This window comes from Pseudomonas sp. AK-TSAG1-1, from assembly GCF_056821665.1.
The window spans coordinates 2,733,074-2,749,706 of sequence record NZ_CM165965.1; the positions used below are offsets into that span (position 1 = coordinate 2,733,074).

18 protein-coding genes are annotated in these 16,633 nt (G+C 62.4%); 4 read left to right on the forward strand and 14 right to left on the reverse strand.

The window, feature by feature from the left end:
• Nucleotides 1-72: 72 nt before the first annotated feature.
• The 5 genes from AC1UK9_RS12200 to AC1UK9_RS12220 form a co-directional block, all read right to left on the reverse strand.
• Nucleotides 73-1,536 carry a GDL motif peptide-associated radical SAM/SPASM maturase gene (locus tag AC1UK9_RS12200; protein ID WP_482580200.1) on the reverse strand — a complete coding sequence of 488 codons (1,464 nt, stop codon included), beginning with the start codon at nucleotides 1,534-1,536 and terminating at the stop codon, nucleotides 73-75.
• Between the two features lie 102 nt (nucleotides 1,537-1,638).
• On the reverse strand, nucleotides 1,639-2,217 hold the full coding sequence (locus AC1UK9_RS12205; protein ID WP_473015386.1) for a DUF1842 domain-containing protein: 579 nt from the start codon (nucleotides 2,215-2,217) through the stop codon (nucleotides 1,639-1,641).
• A 42-nt stretch (nucleotides 2,218-2,259) separates the two neighbouring features.
• A complete protein-coding gene (locus tag AC1UK9_RS12210; protein ID WP_482580201.1) occupies nucleotides 2,260-2,877 on the reverse strand; it encodes a DUF1842 domain-containing protein in 618 nt (205 codons plus the stop codon).
• A 34-nt stretch (nucleotides 2,878-2,911) separates the two neighbouring features.
• Complete coding sequence (locus AC1UK9_RS12215) at nucleotides 2,912-3,097, reverse strand: DUF1843 domain-containing protein (RefSeq protein ID WP_025111556.1); 186 nt, start codon at nucleotides 3,095-3,097, stop codon at nucleotides 2,912-2,914.
• Between the two features lie 680 nt (nucleotides 3,098-3,777).
• The gene (locus AC1UK9_RS12220) at nucleotides 3,778-4,008 is read right to left on the reverse strand and encodes a hypothetical protein (protein ID WP_482580202.1); all 231 of its coding nucleotides are present in this window, start codon (nucleotides 4,006-4,008) and stop codon (nucleotides 3,778-3,780) included.
• A 41-nt stretch (nucleotides 4,009-4,049) separates the two neighbouring features.
• On the opposite strand from AC1UK9_RS12220, the gene AC1UK9_RS12225 reads away from it, so the two are divergent.
• Nucleotides 4,050-4,418, forward strand: coding sequence for a lysozyme inhibitor LprI family protein (locus AC1UK9_RS12225; RefSeq protein ID WP_482580203.1), 369 nt, complete (start codon nucleotides 4,050-4,052; stop codon nucleotides 4,416-4,418).
• Between the two features lie 37 nt (nucleotides 4,419-4,455).
• Here the strand turns inward: AC1UK9_RS12225 and AC1UK9_RS12230 are convergent, their stop codons facing one another.
• The 7 genes from AC1UK9_RS12230 to AC1UK9_RS12260 all read right to left on the reverse strand — a co-directional run bounded on the left by AC1UK9_RS12230 (nucleotide 4,456) and on the right by AC1UK9_RS12260 (nucleotide 12,492).
• A complete protein-coding gene (locus AC1UK9_RS12230) occupies nucleotides 4,456-6,585 on the reverse strand; it encodes a TonB-dependent receptor family protein (protein ID WP_482580204.1) in 2,130 nt (709 codons plus the stop codon).
• A 218-nt stretch (nucleotides 6,586-6,803) separates the two neighbouring features.
• Nucleotides 6,804-8,348 carry a methyltransferase regulatory domain-containing protein gene (locus AC1UK9_RS12235; RefSeq protein ID WP_482580205.1) on the reverse strand — a complete coding sequence of 515 codons (1,545 nt, stop codon included), beginning with the start codon at nucleotides 8,346-8,348 and terminating at the stop codon, nucleotides 6,804-6,806.
• Between the two features lie 87 nt (nucleotides 8,349-8,435).
• Nucleotides 8,436-9,299: an AraC family transcriptional regulator gene (locus AC1UK9_RS12240; RefSeq protein WP_482580468.1), complete on the reverse strand. Its 864-nt coding sequence runs from the start codon at nucleotides 9,297-9,299 to the stop codon at nucleotides 8,436-8,438.
• Nucleotides 9,300-9,385: 86 nt separating this feature from the next.
• A complete protein-coding gene (locus AC1UK9_RS12245; RefSeq protein WP_482580206.1) occupies nucleotides 9,386-9,886 on the reverse strand; it encodes a PaaI family thioesterase in 501 nt (166 codons plus the stop codon).
• 8 nt (nucleotides 9,887-9,894) lie between these two features.
• Nucleotides 9,895-11,052, reverse strand: a complete 1,158-nt coding sequence (locus AC1UK9_RS12250) for a GGDEF domain-containing protein (RefSeq protein WP_025111563.1) — start codon at nucleotides 11,050-11,052, stop codon at nucleotides 9,895-9,897.
• Nucleotides 11,053-11,159: 107 nt separating this feature from the next.
• Nucleotides 11,160-12,188 (reverse strand): NADPH-dependent aldehyde reductase Ahr, encoded by a 1,029-nt coding sequence (gene ahr / locus AC1UK9_RS12255; protein WP_482580208.1) that lies wholly within the window; start codon nucleotides 12,186-12,188, stop codon nucleotides 11,160-11,162.
• A 55-nt stretch (nucleotides 12,189-12,243) separates the two neighbouring features.
• Nucleotides 12,244-12,492 carry a hypothetical protein gene (locus tag AC1UK9_RS12260; RefSeq protein WP_482580209.1) on the reverse strand — a complete coding sequence of 83 codons (249 nt, stop codon included), beginning with the start codon at nucleotides 12,490-12,492 and terminating at the stop codon, nucleotides 12,244-12,246.
• Nucleotides 12,493-12,662: 170 nt separating this feature from the next.
• On the opposite strand from AC1UK9_RS12260, the gene AC1UK9_RS12265 reads away from it, so the two are divergent.
• Nucleotides 12,663-13,307 carry an ATPase gene (locus AC1UK9_RS12265; RefSeq protein ID WP_482580210.1) on the forward strand — a complete coding sequence of 215 codons (645 nt, stop codon included), beginning with the start codon at nucleotides 12,663-12,665 and terminating at the stop codon, nucleotides 13,305-13,307.
• An 87-nt stretch (nucleotides 13,308-13,394) separates the two neighbouring features.
• On the forward strand, nucleotides 13,395-13,736 hold the full coding sequence (locus AC1UK9_RS12270) for a hypothetical protein (protein ID WP_025111567.1): 342 nt from the start codon (nucleotides 13,395-13,397) through the stop codon (nucleotides 13,734-13,736).
• A 113-nt stretch (nucleotides 13,737-13,849) separates the two neighbouring features.
• On the opposite strand, the gene AC1UK9_RS12275 is transcribed toward AC1UK9_RS12270, so the two are convergent.
• A complete protein-coding gene (locus AC1UK9_RS12275) occupies nucleotides 13,850-14,848 on the reverse strand; it encodes a zinc-dependent alcohol dehydrogenase family protein (protein ID WP_482580212.1) in 999 nt (332 codons plus the stop codon).
• A 161-nt stretch (nucleotides 14,849-15,009) separates the two neighbouring features.
• On the opposite strand from AC1UK9_RS12275, the gene AC1UK9_RS12280 reads away from it, so the two are divergent.
• Nucleotides 15,010-15,975, forward strand: a complete 966-nt coding sequence (locus tag AC1UK9_RS12280) for a bifunctional helix-turn-helix transcriptional regulator/GNAT family N-acetyltransferase (protein ID WP_482580213.1) — start codon at nucleotides 15,010-15,012, stop codon at nucleotides 15,973-15,975.
• Here AC1UK9_RS12280 and AC1UK9_RS12285 read toward each other — a convergent pair.
• A complete protein-coding gene (locus AC1UK9_RS12285; protein ID WP_482580214.1) occupies nucleotides 15,967-16,605 on the reverse strand; it encodes a TetR/AcrR family transcriptional regulator in 639 nt (212 codons plus the stop codon). The genes AC1UK9_RS12280 and AC1UK9_RS12285 overlap by 9 nt on opposite strands.
• Nucleotides 16,606-16,633: the final 28 nt, after the last annotated feature.

Here is a 16,633-nt window from a genome sequence, read left to right on the forward strand (position 1 = left end):
GGGGGAGGGTTGTCCCGGGCAGGAAAACCCGGGACAGACAGGGAAAATATTTACTGCAAGGGCGCCGGGCGCTCAGTTCAATTGACTGGGGGCGATGCCCAGCAGCCCGGTCAGCGTGTTCATGATCGCCTGCTGCCGCGCGCGATTGGCCTGATACTCGGCTTCGGCGGTGGCGACATCGGCGTCGCAATGCGGACAGCTGACCTCGTGCGGATAAATGTACTGCAGGCAACTGCGACACAGGCTCAGCTGCGGGGCGATCCGGCCTTGTTCCGGAGACTGCTGGCCCTGATTGATCCACGCCAGTTTGACCACCTGGCCGCTGTCACTGACGCTGCTGACCTTCTCGCCGGTGTCGATGCGTTCGGTGATCAGGTCGAAACGGCCGACTGCAAATGATTTCTGCGCGGCTTCCTCGACCTTGACGATGCGCTCGCGCAGTCCACGCTTTTGCAGTTCCAGCGTTCGGTAATGGCAGTAGGGGTTGTTGCCGGGTTTGCCGAGCAGTGAGTGCGAGGTCCAGGTACAACCGCCGCGACAGACATCGTTGTAATAACAGCCGCGACAGTAACCCCACATATCATCCACCGAGCGCAAACGGCCGAAATGCATGCCTTCGCTGTAGTGCCAGATGTCGTGCAGGCTCATGTTGCGCACATTGCCTCCGGAGAAACCGACGGTTGCCAGGGACGGGCAGCCCTTGACCGTGCCGTCAGCTTCCAGCGCCAGCACCGTCTGGCCGGCGGCGCAACCGGTCCAGTGCACACGTTCGTCACCGAAGCCGCGCCACAGGTGTTCATACGGTCCGTAATAACCGATGTTGTTGCCGACGTTCATCAGCAGGCCACGGTCGACGCCTTCGCGATACAGCCGGGCCAGCAACGGCATCACGTCCAGCAGTTGATGGGGTTGCAACAGTAACTCCGGATGATCCACCGCGTTACCCATGGCCACGGTGATCTGGATCTGCCAGTGGGTGGCGCCGAGTTCGATGATGGTGTCCATCAGCGCCGGCAAGTCCGGCAGTGTGGCGGCGCCGATCTGGGTATTGACGCTCACCGCCAGCCCCGCGGCCTTGGCCCGGCGCAGGGTGTCCACGGCCTTGTCGAACGAGCCGGGTACGTTGCGCACCGCGTCGTGGAGCGGCGCCAGGCCGTCCAGGGAAATACCCACGCCGTCGAGCCCGGCATCGACCGCCGCCTGCATTTTCGCCGGCGTCAGATTGCGTCCGCCGGTCTGGATCGCGCAGTACATGCCGTGGTCGTGAATGGCTTTGATCAGTTGCGTCCAGTCCTTGCGCAGATAGGCTTCGCCGCCGATCAGGGTGATCTCGCGGGTGCCGAGCGCGGCCAGCGCGTCGATGACGTCCAGGCACTCGCGGGTGTTGAGTTCGTCAGGCCGTCGATGCCCTGCGCGGGAGCCGCAATGCAGGCATTTCAAGTCGCAGGCCAGGGTGATCTCCCAGACTACGTGCACCGGCACATAGCGTTTGAGATCGGTGTCGCTGAGGTAACGGGCGGGGCGCACGTCTGACATGGGAAATCCTTGCGCACAATCCAGTGCGCGCTACGAAGGGATTGACCGCGGTTGAACAAGACCCGGGCAAGATCCGTTGCGATCTCGCCCGGGGCTTACCGGTTAGCGCGCTTCCAGTCGCGCGATTTCCGCTTTCAAATGCTCAAGGGCACTGCGCAATGCACCTTCGTGCGCCACTTGTTGCTCGGCCTGTTGCACCACGATTTTGAGCTGCGCCAGATCGCCGCTGGTCTGCGCCTGCTGCACAGCCACGGCGTACAGCGGCTGCGGATGTGGCCCCGGATGCGGCTGCTCGTTGGGAGCCTGATGGACTGCAACGTGCTTCACTTCGTGCCACTGGCCCTGTTCTTCGTAGCGATAATCGACAAAGCCGCTGGCCCAGTCGCTGCCCAGAATGCCTCTTAGGTGGAACGTCTGGGCAATCTGGCTGAGCGGGCCGCTCGGGCCGCCATCGAGGGTGAGGATGATGTGGTTCTCGACGTTGGCCGTCAGCTTGGTTTCGGAAAAGCTGCCCCAGACCTGCGCCCGGTAATTGACCGTCGGCCAAGTGGCTTGAAACACGCTGGCGATCCCGCTGACACGTTTGTGCGCGGTATCGACCAGCAGATCAAGGGTCAGAACCGGTGCGCCCGGCAGTGCATTGCTGATGCTGAGACGGGTGTGAAAAAGTCCGATCGACATGGTGCTACTCCCTAAAGTGAATGGCGGATCAAGTGGCCTGACTCAGCGGCTCTGCAGCCGGCTGACTTCTTTCTTCGCCGCTTCCAGTGCGCTCTGCAGTTGCGGTTGCTGGTCCAGCTGCTGCTGGGCGAGTTTGGCCAGATTCTTCATCTGGGCCAGATCACCGCTGGCGATTGCGCTCTGAATCGGCGCGGCGTACAGCGGCAGGATTGGCGGGTGCGGAATGATCACAGGGCCTGGGTTGTACGGTGATGGCAGCGATTCCTGCAGATGCGCCGGGGCGTTATTGACCTCGTGCCAGCGTTGACCATCGAAGTAGCGATAGTTGGCGACGCCTTCGCGCCAGTCGGTACCCACCACCAGACGCACATCGAAGTTATTGATCGAGTTGGACCCCGGGCCGCCGTGATTGCCTTGGGCGGTCACGAGGATTTTGCTGACCCCGGGCGACATCACGGTGAGGTAGGTGTACTCGCCCCAGACGTCTGAATGCACGTCGAGTGGCGGATTGGTTGCCTGGGTGATCGCTGCAGTACCGTTGACCTTCGTATTGGGTGTCGAGACCAGCAGGTGCAGTACCAGCGTCTGGGCACCGGGCGCGCCGGTGCCGATGCGGTAGCTCACCGGAAACAGGCCGACATTTTCAGTAGAACCGGACATGTTGTTTGCCTCCATTGCAATGTGATTGATGGCTTCAGGACTTTTCGTGCCTGGAAACTTCCCTGGCCAGGTTTTCGTACGCGTCTTTCAGGTCTTGCGCTTCAGGTTTGCTGGTGTCGCGTTGTTGCAACAACGTCTTCATGTGCTGCACATCGCCTTGTTTGATCGCACTTTGAATGGCGACCCCGTAAGGCGGGATGTTGGCCGTTGAACGGGTCATAACGCGGGTTTCCTCATCCGTGCTGCAGAACCGCCCCTGGTGAAGGGGCGCCTTACCTGACAGACAGGCAGCCTCTGCCTGCAAGAACACCGGCAAGCGGCGTTCTCGGCGAGCGAGCAACCTGATCCGTCGGGATCTGATCGAGTGGTATTTTCAGTTTGCCCAGCATCGGCGCGCAGACACCGGCGCTGGCGCGCGAGTCCTCAGCCGAAGCCGCCGGGCTGGGCTTTCGGAGCGTCGCGCGTGGCCTGTCGCAGTGACAGGCGAGAGGAATTGACCGGTACGTTGTTCATCTTTCTGTCCTTGATAGAACACAACGAAACGCAGGGATCAGTGGCGCGCTCGGCTAGAGCGCAGAGGGAACCGCAAGCACAAAAACCATCCCTGATTTCTTTTCCAGTGCCGCTACGGGCGAGCGTCTGTCTGACGTTCGCGGGTCGCTGGCATATCGCCAGCCACGCAACCCTAGATCCGATTTCGCAGGCCTGCCAGAGAAAGCGCCGAACGGTCGTGCGCGGGACATTGACGGTAAACCGGGCGTGCTCGCTCAAGGCCTCCAAGCCTTTGAGCGGACACGGTTATCGGTAGGACAGAAAGGAGCACACAACGTATGGATTCATTGGCAATAAGCAATGCACCCGCCAGGCATATTCGAGCAGCGCTGTCCGGTGCTGGGCGAACTAATTGCCGTCGGCAACCTTGCGTTCGATCGCATCGGTCTTACGCTTGAGTTCCTCGGCCTCCTGTTCCTTGGTGCGGATCGAGGTTGGCGTAATCACCTCGTCCACGGCCCTGGTGTCGTCGTCGCTGTCCTGCAGATCGCGGCGAACGACATCCACCGGTTTGCCCGCCGCGTCGAGCGGTGGTGCGTTGTGAGGGGTTGCGGGCTTGCTGTCATCGGTACTTTTCATTTTTCATACCTCCATTGGCTTACCACGTTGGATACGACGACATGACGCGAGTTCGAGAAATTTCATCGGTGATCGGCGCGCTGCTCGGCGCCGGTTTGCTGCTGGCCGCCGAAATGGCATGCGCCGCCAGCTTCGATTGCGCCAAGGCCAAGGCTGCGGACGAAAAAGCGGTCTGCGCCAACCGCGCGCTGAACGATCTGGATGTGACCATGGGCGAGCTGTTCAGCCTCGACAAACGCTTGCTGCCGATGGGCGGGCGCGACGCCTTGATCGGCGAGCAACAGGCCTTTCTGAAAAGCCGCAAGGCCTGTGGCGCCAAGGTCGGTTGTCTGACGGATCTGTATCAGCGGCGGGTCGAGGCTCTGCGCAATATCACCGAGACGCGGGTGATGACGCAGGGGCCGTTCTGACCCGCTGCATGCCTTGAGTGACGGTCAGATCATGCGCTCAGAGCAGGCTCCACGACACCCCGACATAAACCCCCAATCCTTCACCCGGCGTAGACCGCGCCGCGTCCTGGCCCTTGTCGTCATACCCCGGAGTGACCGTCGCAGCGTAGTGCTGGTTGGTCAGGTTGCGCAGGTCCAGCCAGGTTTGCCAGTCGTTTTTCGGCGCGTTGTAGCCGACGCTGGCGCCGAACAGCGCGTAGGGATCGGCGTAGTAGCTGTTGGCGTAATCCACCGCGACTTTGGACACCAGTTGCGTATTGACCGCCGCGAAGAAGCCTTGCGGCCAGTCGTGGCGCAGTTCGCCCTGGTAGTAGTGCATCGGCAGGCCGGGCAGGCGGTTGTCGCCGAAACGCTCATCGTCGCGGTAATGGAAGTCGCTGAAGGTGTAAGCCTGGCGCAGGCTCAATTTGCGCCCGTCGGCGGCTGACCACAGGGTGCTTTGCAGGCTGGCTTCCACGCCTTGATGCACGGTGGGGCTGGCGTTGAGTTCGTAAGGCGTGACAGCGTTGGCGTCCGGCAGCACCGAAAGCAGTTCGTGGCGCACCTGCGCGTAGTACCACGCCAGGCTCCACTGGCCGATTGCGCTGTCGCCACGCCCGCCGAGTTCGAGGGTGGTGGCGGTCTGGTTTTGCAGTTTGATCGGGTCGCTCTGGGTGCCGGTCGCCGCACCGTTGCCGGCCGGGAAGCGGATGTTCGAGCTGTAGATCAGCGACCACGGATGCGGTGCCTCGACCGAACGGCTGAGGTTGCCGAACAGTTGCAGGTCCGGCGTGAGCTGATAGCGCAAGCCCAGGCGCGGTGCGTAGTCCCAGTCGTTCAGGCTGGTCTTGCCGCCGCTTTGCGGGTAGGTGACGGCGCTTTCGCGGCGGGTATAGATAGCGGCGAGACCGGTCGTCAGCCACAGGTCATCGGCGATTTCCAGGTCGTTGCCGACGTGCAGAACCGTGTCCGAACCCTGATAGGTGAAGTTACGCATGCGGGTGCCAGGCGCATAGCCGGCGGTATTACCGCTGGGGATGCGCACGAACTCGCTGGCGCCGTCATTGGGCAGGTGTTTGGTGGTGCGCAGGCCGACGGTGCTGCGGCTTTCCATACCGAAAATGCTGTCGCGGCGCTTGTAATCGAAGGTGCCGCTGACGTCGGTGTAGGCCACTTTCAGCCGGTTCGGGCCTTCGCGCAGGTCCATCGGGTAGTCGTGGTAGACCAGCCCGGTCTGAATACTCGAATCATCATCGATGTAGTAGGTGGTCTTGTTGCCGATGAAGGTGCTGCCCGGTTGCTTGCGGCTGTCGTCGCGCGACACGTAGGCCGGGTTGGCCGCTCGCGGGTCGTGCTCGATCGAGTGCTTGGTCACGCGCCCGGCGAGGTCGTTGTCGGTCTGCCGGTAGCGGAAATAGAAACGGGTTTCCAGGTTCGGGTTGAAGCGATAGCCGAAATTGGCGATCACCCCCTGACTGTCGCTGGCGGTGTGATCCTGATAGCCGTCGGCGTTCGAATCGGTCAACGACACGTAGTAGTCGAAGTCGCCCAGCACCTGCCCGGAGCTGACCTGACGCTGCTGATAACCATGGCTGCCGGTGGCGTAGCGCACCTGCAATTTCGGCGCGTCGTAACCGGTGTGGCTGACGTAATCGATGGCACCGCCCAGCGCCAGAGCGCCGCGATCGAAGCCGTTGGCGCCGCGCAGCACCTCCACATGGTCGAGCCACAGCGGTTCGAGCAATTCGTAGGGCGTGCCGCCCGGGCCGGTCAGCGGCAGGCCGTCGAGCATGGTGTACAGCCCCGAAGCATGAGCGCCGGGTGCACGGTTGATTCCCGAGCCACGGATCGAGATCTTCACCCCTTCATTACCCGCCGACTGCGCGTAGACCCCCGGCTGATACGCCAACACGTCCTGATTGCTCGCCACCCGACCTTGCAGCGGCTGGCGCAGGTCGACCACGTTGGTGCCGCCGGGCACCTGCGCAAGGCGCGCCTCGGCCTCGGCCACGGAGGCATCGGCGCCGCTCTGTTCCTCGGCCGAAATCAGCACCTGGCCCAATTCCATGCCTTTGGGTTCCTCGGCCATGGCCGGGCAGGCGAGGGCGAGGCCCAACAGGGCAGTGGGCAGGGATTTTGACGCGGGCATCGAGGAACTCCAGACAGGAACGGGCAATGAACAGTGCGACGCAAGAAGGAACGATGGAAACACATGGCAATTTTGCTTTTTTGCCGGGGCGCGGGGCGAGGCAAGCGGTGTGGCTGCTCAGATGACGGCACACAGAGCGGTAAACGCAGACGACTGGCGCTTTCGATGGCGGCCAGTCGCCCGGGTTGCCTGCGCGTCAGTCGCTGCGCAGGCAAGGATCAAGCAATTTTCAACGCCTGGAGAATGCCCAGCGATGTCTCGGCAAATGCCTGGGCCTGCTCAGTCAGTTCGGCAAGGTTTTCTGCGGCGGTGAGCAGCGGCTGATCACCCTTGAGCAGCGCTTCGCCTTGGGCACTGATGACGCCCCACGCCAACTCTGCCCATTCGCCTGGATGCGTCATGCCTTGCTTGAGCGCAATCAGGAACAACTGCTGGAAGCGGCCGACCGGCACGCCACCGCCGGTAACCGGGCTGGCCAGCACCTGAATGTTGCTGTTGAACAGCGCACGCTTGCACAGTTGCAGGTTGAGGGTGTTGCAACGCTCCTGCACCTGTCGTTCGGCGGCTTCGCTCTGGCACGGCGCAACAACGCCCATGCCAATCAGCACGGTGACGGCCTGCAACAGATCGTCATACGAAACGGAGCCGACCGCCATCAACAATTGCTGCAGGGTTTTCGGCTGGCAGGCGTTGGCGGCGAGCGCTGCGAGCACCGGACTGTAAATCTCCGCTTGCAGCGCAGCCTCGCCCGCGGGACCGGTCACCGTGCCCGGAATGCTTTCAACGGTCTGCAACAGGGCAAAGCGGGTCCTCAGCAGGCCGTCACGGTGCTCGGCGGCAGACAGCCGATTGGCGCCACGGATGTACAGGTCCCGACGGAAATTCTGATTGACGAAGTAGTCACGCGCTTGCTCGCGCATGACCGGATGCTCGATGCCTTCGAGAAAGTCCATGCCTTCTGCGCTCAGGTTCAGCGGGGCCACGGTATCCAGCGGCACGGCGGTCGCGGCGTAGTCAAGTTTGGCTGCGGTCATGGCGTCGACCACGTCAGTGAAATACATGCAGTTCCAGTCGCGGTTGAAATACTCATGGGCCACGTACTGACGATTCTGGCCCTTGATGCTGTTCAATTGGGCGCCCAGGCTCGGCGCTGCGTGGGCATATTTCGGATTGGCCGCCAGCAGCGCTTCGGAAAACTGCAGTGCGGCATCGATGCGTTTGGCCGGGCTGGTAGAAATCTGGCTGGCAAAGCGGTTGTGCAGGCTGAACAGATTGCGCAATGGCGCCGAAGGCGACCAGCCCGGGAAGCAGTTGTAGCTGACATACAACAGGCCCCCCGGCTTGAGGTGGCGACGGGCGAACTCGACGATCAGTTGCTGATTATCCCGGCTGACCCACGTCCAGATGCCATGCAGGCTGATGCTGTCGAACGCCGGCAGATCATCGCGGGCCAGCAGTTGCTCGAAACTGTCATCGTACAGCCGCGCCTGGCTGTTCCAGTCGTTGGCCAGAGCGATGGCATGCGCCGCCTGGGACGGCGTGAAGTCCGTGCCCACGTAGTTTCCCGGGTTGGCGGCGGCGTGGATGTTGATCGAGACGCCCTGACCGAAGCCCAGCTCGCAGTGATAGCCGCCGGCATTTTCCAGCGTGGCAAAGCCACGCAACAACAGACAAAAGCGCTGGAACACCGGGTTGATTTCCCGGCTGTACGAGTAGGTGTAGCCCTCGTCGGTGAAATACCCTTCGTTCCAGGCATTGCTCATGTGTACATCCTTTAGTTCGAGAGAAAGAGCCGCTCTTATAAGGGGTTGGCATTGCACACGACAAGCGGAAAAACACCTCGGCGGCTCTTACGATTGCAACGGCACGTACACGTCCGTTTGCCATTGCTCCTGCGGCGTCTGCGGATACACGCTCAGGTAATGGAAAAACAGCGGATGATCGCGCAATTCCTCGCCGCTGGTTGGCAGCCAGTCGCGGTAGATCGGGTAGATCGTTTCGCCGATGTGATCCGGTGAACCTACGTGTCGTACCACCACACAACGACCGCCGGGAATGACCATTTCGCGCACGCCGAACGTATTGGGTGTGACGGCCTGGTCAATCTCACCGCAAATGGCGAAGCGAAAATCCTCCGCGGGTGTGGTGTCGGGGTTGTTGTAGGGAATGCCGAAGGTGCGACTCGACGCCACGGGCGACTGCCCGCTGTGCATGCGCCACGCAATGAATCTCTGCACGCTTTGCTGAACCTCACCCGGCGAGCCGCAATGCTCAAGCGCGGCGACCCGTACGGTTGGGAAATCGATGATTCTGGTGTGCATGATGATGCTCCTGGAAAAGTGAGGGATGGCGAATACCGCATTCCAGGTCTGCCAGTTCGGCTGCTTCCTGAAGGCACTCGGCGTCATGCCGAAGTCGCGCCTGAACGCTCGGCTGAACGCTTCCGGACTCTCGAACCCGGCGTCAGACGCGGCGTCGAGTATCGAGTGCTCCGGTTGCGCGGCCAGCCGATGCGCCGCTCGGCGCAATCGCATCAGCTGCACGTAGCGCGAGACCGGCACGCCGACGAAGGCGCTGAATTGCCGATGGAAGTGAAACACCGAAAAGTTCGCCACCTGACTCAACGTACTCACCGACAAGTCGTCCTCGAGATGGGCCTCGATATAGGCGAGCACGGCGTTGAAGCGTCGGGTGTAGGCGAAGTGGATCGGCAGCTCGGACACGGGTTGGAAACTCCTGAGAAGTGCGGTCTGCGATAGCTTCTGCGTTTTCGACAGGGTCGCGCCTAGCCGCGTTTGCTCTATGCCTGTCGCCCGTGAGCTGCGTCTGCCAGTTGCCCGGTATCGACCCGCACAAACACCGAATCGCCAATCGCCGTCAGCACATCCCCGGCGTACACCTCGCAGATCACCCGCGTCTTGCGCCCGACGTCGCCCTCGACCTTGGCGCGCAAGGTCAGTGGCACGCCCATCGGTGTGGGTTTGATGAACTTGATGCCGAGGTTGCCGGTCACGCAGTCGATACGCGGCAGGCTGCCCGGTGCACGCTGTTCGTTGCGGTAGTGCCAGGCCATCGCCGTCCAGTTGGAATGGCAATCGACCAGCATCGCCAGCAAGCCGCCGTACACCAGATCCGGCCAGCCACAGTATTTGTCGTCCGGCAGGTGTTCGGCCATGACGTGCACGCCGTCTTCGTGCCAGAAGCTTTTCACGTGCAGCCCGTGCGGATTGCGGCCGCCGCAGCCGTAGCAGACGCCTTCGGGGGCGGCGAGGTCTTGCAGGGGAGTGTCGAAACAGGTCATGGGTCTGGTCATCCTGAAGGGGTGAGTCCGGTCAGGCGCAGGCGGTTGCGTCCGCCGCGCTTGGATTCGTAGAGTGCGGCATCGCCTTGCTCGATCAGTGCTGCGAGGCTGGCTGGCGGCTTGTTGAACAGGGTGGCGCCGATGCTCAGCGTCACCGGCTCCGAGGTCGGGAATGCCTGAATGGCGCTGCGCTGAAACTGATCGCGCAGGGTGTCGCCGAGGGCGACGATGCGTTCACTCGGCGCGTTATTCAGCAATATCACGAACTCGTCTCCGCCCAGTCGGGCGGCCAGTGCGCCGTCGGGTGATTCGGCGCGGATCATCTCGCTCAAGGCCACCAGCAGGCGGTCGCCGGCAGTGTGGCCGTACTGGTCGTTGACCAGTTTGAAGTTGTCGATATCAATCAGCAGCAGCGCTCCGGGTTGCTGCGCAGAGACGTCCCTGAGCAGGCGCGGGGCGCGCACGTCGAGGGCGCGGCGGTTGAAAAGGGCGGTCAGCGGATCACGGGCGGCCAACCGGGCGATCTGCTCTTCACGCCGGTAGCGTTCGGTGCCGGTCATCGACAGCGCGATCAGCATGATCGCCATCGCGCCCTCGACCAGCGAGATCTGGATGATTTCGCCACGGAACGCGGCCAGATCGATCAGTGTCCCGGGGATCATCACCGTCAGGGCCTTGGCCACATAGAAAATACCGTGGCCCAGCAACACGTAGCGCAGTTGCACCGCGCCGACGCTCAGCGATTTGCCATGCGGACGCAGCAGCAGACTGGCCTTGAGCGTCGAGGCGGCCACCAGCAGCGAGTTGGCGGCCAGCATCACCTTCGACCACAGCGGCCCGTCCGGCAGCAGCAACATCACCAGCCAGGTGACGAAGATCAGGTACCAGGCCCGGGACAGCCGAATCCGGGTGAAGCGCGCCACCCCCAGCAGAAACAGGAAATGGGCGGTCACCAGCAGGCCGTTGGCGAACCAGATGCCGATCAGCAAAAAGCCGTTGCTGCGCAGCAGGGCCAAGGTGGAACCGACGGTAATCGTGGCGAAACCGGCGCTCCACAACAGCAGCGAAGGCTCACGAATACTGCGCCACTCGACCGCCAGGTAGAGCGCGGCAGCGGCCGCTAGAGCGATCGAGATGGTCAGCATCGTTGGTGGATCGAGCGGCATTTCTTGAGGAGCCTGTCTGAAGTTCGGTTAGACCGGCGATTGTAAGCGTTTGGGCCTGTTTTGGCAGGAGCGGCGGCGTCTGCAGGGGCAGGCGCCGCACGGTTTCGTTACTGGCTGGCGTCGAGCACCACGCGATAGCGCGCCTTGCCGCTGCGCAGATGGTCGACCGCCTCGTTGACCTTGCTCATGGGAAACATCTCGACCTGCGGCAGAATCTGATGCCGGGCGCAGAATTCGAGCATGGTTGCCATCGTCCCGGGCGAGCCGACCGGGGAGGCGGACAGGGATTTCTGCTGCGGGATCAGGTCGAACACATGCACCGGAATCGCGCTGGGCACGATGCCGACAAAATGCAGCCGGCCGTTGCCGCGCAGGGTGGCGAGCATCGCCGTCCAGTCAAGGTCGGCGTTGGCGCTGATCAGCAAGAAGTCCAGGGTGCCGGCAATCGCTTTCAGCGCATTGCTGTCAGTCGAGGCGACCACGTTGTGCGCGCCGAGACGCCGGGCTTCGTCCTGTTTGTTCAACGACGAGGTAAACGCGGTGACTTCGCAGCCCCAGGCGTTGAGAAAGCGCAGCGCCAGATGACCGAGGCCGCCGATACCGACCACGCCGACGCGGTCGGTGGGTTTGACGCCGAACTGCAGCAACGGGTTGAACACGGTGGAGCCGGCGCAGAACAGCGGGCCGACCATGGCCGGATCAAGATTGGCGGGCACCGGAATTGCCCATGCCCAGTGCGAGCGCAAACGGTCAGCGAAGCCGCCGTGGCTGCCGATGATGGTCGGTTGGGCGGTGCCGCACAGCTGTTGCGAGCCGCTCATGCAGGATGAGCAGTGCATGCAACTGCCCTTGTACCAACCGATGCCGACGCGCTGGCCCAGTTCGAGACCGCGCACCTGCGGACCCACGCGCACGATTTTGCCGACCACCTCGTGGCCCGGCACGAACGGGTAGCGGCTGATGCCCCAGTCGTTGTCGATCAGTGACTGATCGGAGTGGCAGACGCCGCAGTATTCCACCGCGACTTCCACGTCTTCTGCGCCTAACGGGCCGGGGTCGTAGCTGTAGCGTTCCAGCGGGGCGCCGGCAGCGGTGGCGGCCCAGCCGTTGAAAGTTGCAGATTCGGTGTTGCTCATGGGGACACCTCCGGTTCGACTGACGGGACATTGGCAGCCCGGCAAGTCTAGTCGGTCATTGCGCCGGCGCGAGCCAGGTGTTGACGACCCGTCGATCCAGTTCTTCCCAGTAGGCCATGCCCAATACCCGTGTGGTGTTCAGCCCGCGCAGGTAGCCGCGCAGCTGATTGGCGGTGTCACGCTTGAGCTGCGCATCGGTGATGCCTTTGTCCAGCAACACGCTTTCGTACTGCACCAGATATTCGGCCACCCGCTCGCGAAAGTCGGGCAAGACCGCGTCGCGGATCAGGTCAAAGGTTCTCAAATCGGCTACCTCACTGTTGTTCTGGTCGTTGTGGATGAGTGTGTACCTGTCTTTATCGTGCGCAACTATCGCTAGAAGTAATAGTGACCATCACGAAACGCAAGTTCAGCTTTGTATGCAATAGGCGGAAAATTGCCGTCATTGAACACGCAGCTCAAGGAAATTGCGCGATGAAGACACTGACCCGACTGGCGCTGATCGCCCTGCTGATGGGCGGGGTGATGACCACCGCACCGTCTTTCGCAGACGACGCCTGTGCGTGTCATCTTCAACCGATCGCCGGCAGCGTCGCGACGTTGCAGCATTCGCAGAGCGTGGGTGTGCTGTACAGCGAAAACACCCGGGAAAACCTGCAGTACCTGACGCGTTACCACGACATGGCGCTGCACGGGGCCAAGGATGCGCTGGACTCGCAGATTCGCGCGGCCTTTGTGCGCAGCTCTGATCCGGAGCTGGCGATCGACTGGTTGCTCAGCTCGCTGCAGCGCCAGTTCATGTCAGTGACTGTCTACGACAACCTCGATGCGCTGATTCAGGCACATCCGGACATCGTGGTGAAACTCGACACCTTCAACCGCTTGCTGACCCAGCAGAACAGCCTGTTCGAAGCGCACTTCATCGCGCGTTTCTACGACGCCGACCTGCAGTACATCGGCAAGGCCGAAGGCTCCGTCGAGAAACAGATCCCGTCGGTCTGGGTACACGACAAGGCGGCGCATGAGATTGCCGCGCAGATCGAGAAACAACGTGACCTGCAATTCAATGCCTTGAAGCAGTTCGATGCCTCGCTCAAGGCGTTGGTGGCTTCAAGCTGAATACTCAAAAACATAAAGGGCAGAGGCGGCGCCGTGACGCTGAACCACTGCCAGTTGAACCGAACCTTTATTTTCAGGATTACACCGATGCGTTCTTTATTTGCCCCGACCCTGGCCGTTGCCACGTTGCTGCTCGCCGGTTGCGCTTCCGCGCCGAATGACCCGACGCTGACCTTGCAGACCAGCAAGACCCCGGCGCAGTACGCCGATTGCGTGGTGCCGAAGCTGCAGCTCAGTGCGCTGAACCCGACTGTCTCGCAAACGCAGCGCAGCTACCGGATCGTGGTACCGAGCAAAGTCTCGGCGGACAACGTGCTGGAAGCCTACAAGGCCGGCAGCGGCGGCAAGGTGTTCATCTACGAGCGCCACTTGCTGGCCTCCAACTTCCTGCCATCAAGCTTTGAACGCGCTGCCCAGGATTGCCTCTGACCCAGGCTTGCGAACTGTTTTGACCGCGCTCCTTTGGTTGGCCGCAACCAACCAATCCTTTGCCCCGCACCTCATTCGGTTGCGGGGCTTTTTTTGCCCTGATTTTTTGCCGTTCAGGCGACGTCGATCACCACCTTGCCAATCGCCGTGCCCTGTTGCACCGCGTCGTGTGCCTGTCGCGCCTGGCTGAGGCTGAAGCGTTCAGCGTGCATCAACGGCTTGACCTTGCCTTCCTCGATCAACCGCGTGGCGTAACCGAGGATTTCCGCGTGGTGCTTGCGCCCGACCCCGGTGAGCATCGGCAGCAACACGAAAATCCCCGACAGCGTCGCACTGCGCAGCGAACCGGTGGCCAGGTTGTGGGTGCCGAACGCCGCGCAACTGCTGACGTGGCCGTAGAGGCGGATCGCTGCGAACGCATCATCCAGGCTCTGGCCGCCGACAGTGTCGTAGATCACGTCAAAACCCTTGCCGTCGGTGAATTGGTTTACGTACTGCTCGACCGGCACGCTTTTATAGTCGATGGCGGTGGCGCCGTAGCCTTCGACAATCGCACGTTTGCCCGGCGACACCGTGGCGAACACTTCAGCGCCCAAGGCCGCAGCAATTTGCACCGCCATGTGCCCGACACCGCCCGCGCCACCTTGCACCAGCACCTTCTGACCGGCCTTGACGTGCGCGCGGTCGACCAGACCTTCCCACGCCGTGAGGAACACCAGCGGCACTGCTGCCGCCTCACGGAACCCGAGGTTCTTCGGCTTGAGCGCCACCAGGTCGGCATCCACCGCCAGGTATTCGGCCAGCGACCCCGACAGGCCGCGCACGCCGCCGACCATGCCGAACACCTCGTCGCCCACTGACAGATGGCTGACGTTGGCGCCGACCGCTTCAATCACGCCGGCCATGTCAGTTCCGAGAATCGCTGGCAGCTGCGGCATGGCGTACGGTGCGTTGCCGGTGCGGATCTTGTAGTCGATGGGGTTCACGCCACTGGCCACGATGCGCACCAGTACCTCGTTGGCTTGCGGCACCGGGCGTTCGATCTGTGCTTCGCGAAAGCTGTTGTCGGCGTAGTCATCAAGGATCAACGCGCGGATGGTGGATTGGCTCATTACAACGCCTCGCTGTCATTTCAAGGAAAGGGGCCATGGTGGAACCTGCTGCCGGATTTGTCGACCCGATGCGTTTGGCTGTTACTCAGCGTAGTCGGCCCGTTGCACAGCGGTAGCGGATTATGGTTGTATCGGACAACCATTTTCAGAGGTGGTTGGTCATGACGATTGCCCCAGCGTTGATCGAAGACATCCGCACGGCGTCGCGCACCATGGTGCGGGAACTGGGCTTCATGCGCGCCACGCTGGCAGCGACCGACTACTCCGCCTCGGGTGTCCACGCGTTGCTGGAAATCGAGGCAGGGGACGGTGTGAGCGCTGCGCAGTTGGCGCAAAGCCTGGGGCTGGACAAGTCGAGTGTCAGCCGCATGGTCGGCAAGCTGATCAAGGCCGGCGAGATCCAGGAGCGTGCCGCCGAGGACGCTCGCGTCAAGCGCTTGCAGCTGACGCCGCAAGGCCGGCAGACCGTCGCCGCCATTCACGCTTTCGGGCAGGCGCAGGTCAACAAGGCATTGCAGGCGCTCAATCCCTCGCAGCAACAGAGCGTGGCGCAAGGCCTCACGACCTACGCCCACGCCCTCAAGAGCATTCGCCTGGGCGCTGAACAGACACTCACGCCGAACCTGTCGATCAGCGCCGGCTACCGCCGGGGCCTGATTGGCCGCGTGGCGCAAATGCATGCCGATTACTACTCGCGGCATGCCGGTTTCGGCGCGATCTTCGAAAGCCGGGTCGCCAGTGGCGTGGCAGAGTTCGTCGGGCGCCTCGATCAGCCGTGCAACCAGATCTGGGTCGCGACCCTCAACGAGCGCATCGTCGGTTCGATCGCGATCGACGGGCAGGACCTGGGTCATCAGCAAGCGCATTTGCGCTGGTTCATCCTCGACGATGGTTGCCGCGGGTGCGGTGTCGGCCGGCAGCTGCTGAATGCGGCCGTGGCGTTTTGTGATCAGCAGGGTTTTGACGCCATTCAGCTCTGGACTTTCAAGGGCCTCGACGCCGCGCGCCGACTGTATGAAGCGTCCGGCTTCGAACTGAGCAAAGAAGAGCAGGGCAGTCAGTGGGGCACCCTCGTGACCGAACAGCAGTTCACCCGCATCAGACCGCACGCAGCCGATTTACCCTGAAGGTTGATTCAGCGCCACCACGTAAGCGCTGAACATGTCCGCCAGGCCGTCGGCGAATGCGGTGATTTCCAGATCGGCGCGTGGGCTGGCGGAAAAATCCTTGCCCACCGAACTGAGCGTGGTCAGGATCAGTTCGCAGGCCGCCGCGCGCGTTGGCCCGCTGGCTTCGGGCAACAGTTGCGAGATGAACGCGGCGAAGATCTGCCGTCCTGCCGCGCGCACTTCGTGCGCCTCGGGGGCGTCGCGATACAGCGGCGCGGCATCGTTCAACGCGCCGCGCATCTGTGCCTCTTCACACTCCGAACGGACAAATGCCTGCACCAATGTGCGCAGGCGCAGAAGTGGTGGCTGCTCGAGATTTTCCAGAATCCGCTGCAGCATCTGCGTGGTGTGCAGCCACTCATCGCGCTGCAAACGGAACAGGATCGCGGCCTTGTTGGGGAAGTACTGATACAGCGAGCCGATGCTCACACCGGCCTTTTCCGCGACCCGTGCGGTGGTGAATCGGGTGGCGCCATGCTCGGTCAAAACCTGAATAGCCGCCTGCAGAATCGCCGCGACCAGATCGGTGGAGCGTGCCTGCTGCGGCTGTTTGCGTGAGGAAATACGGGCGGTCTGGCGATTGCTCATGGGCGGCTCGGGCCTCGGGGGAAACGCG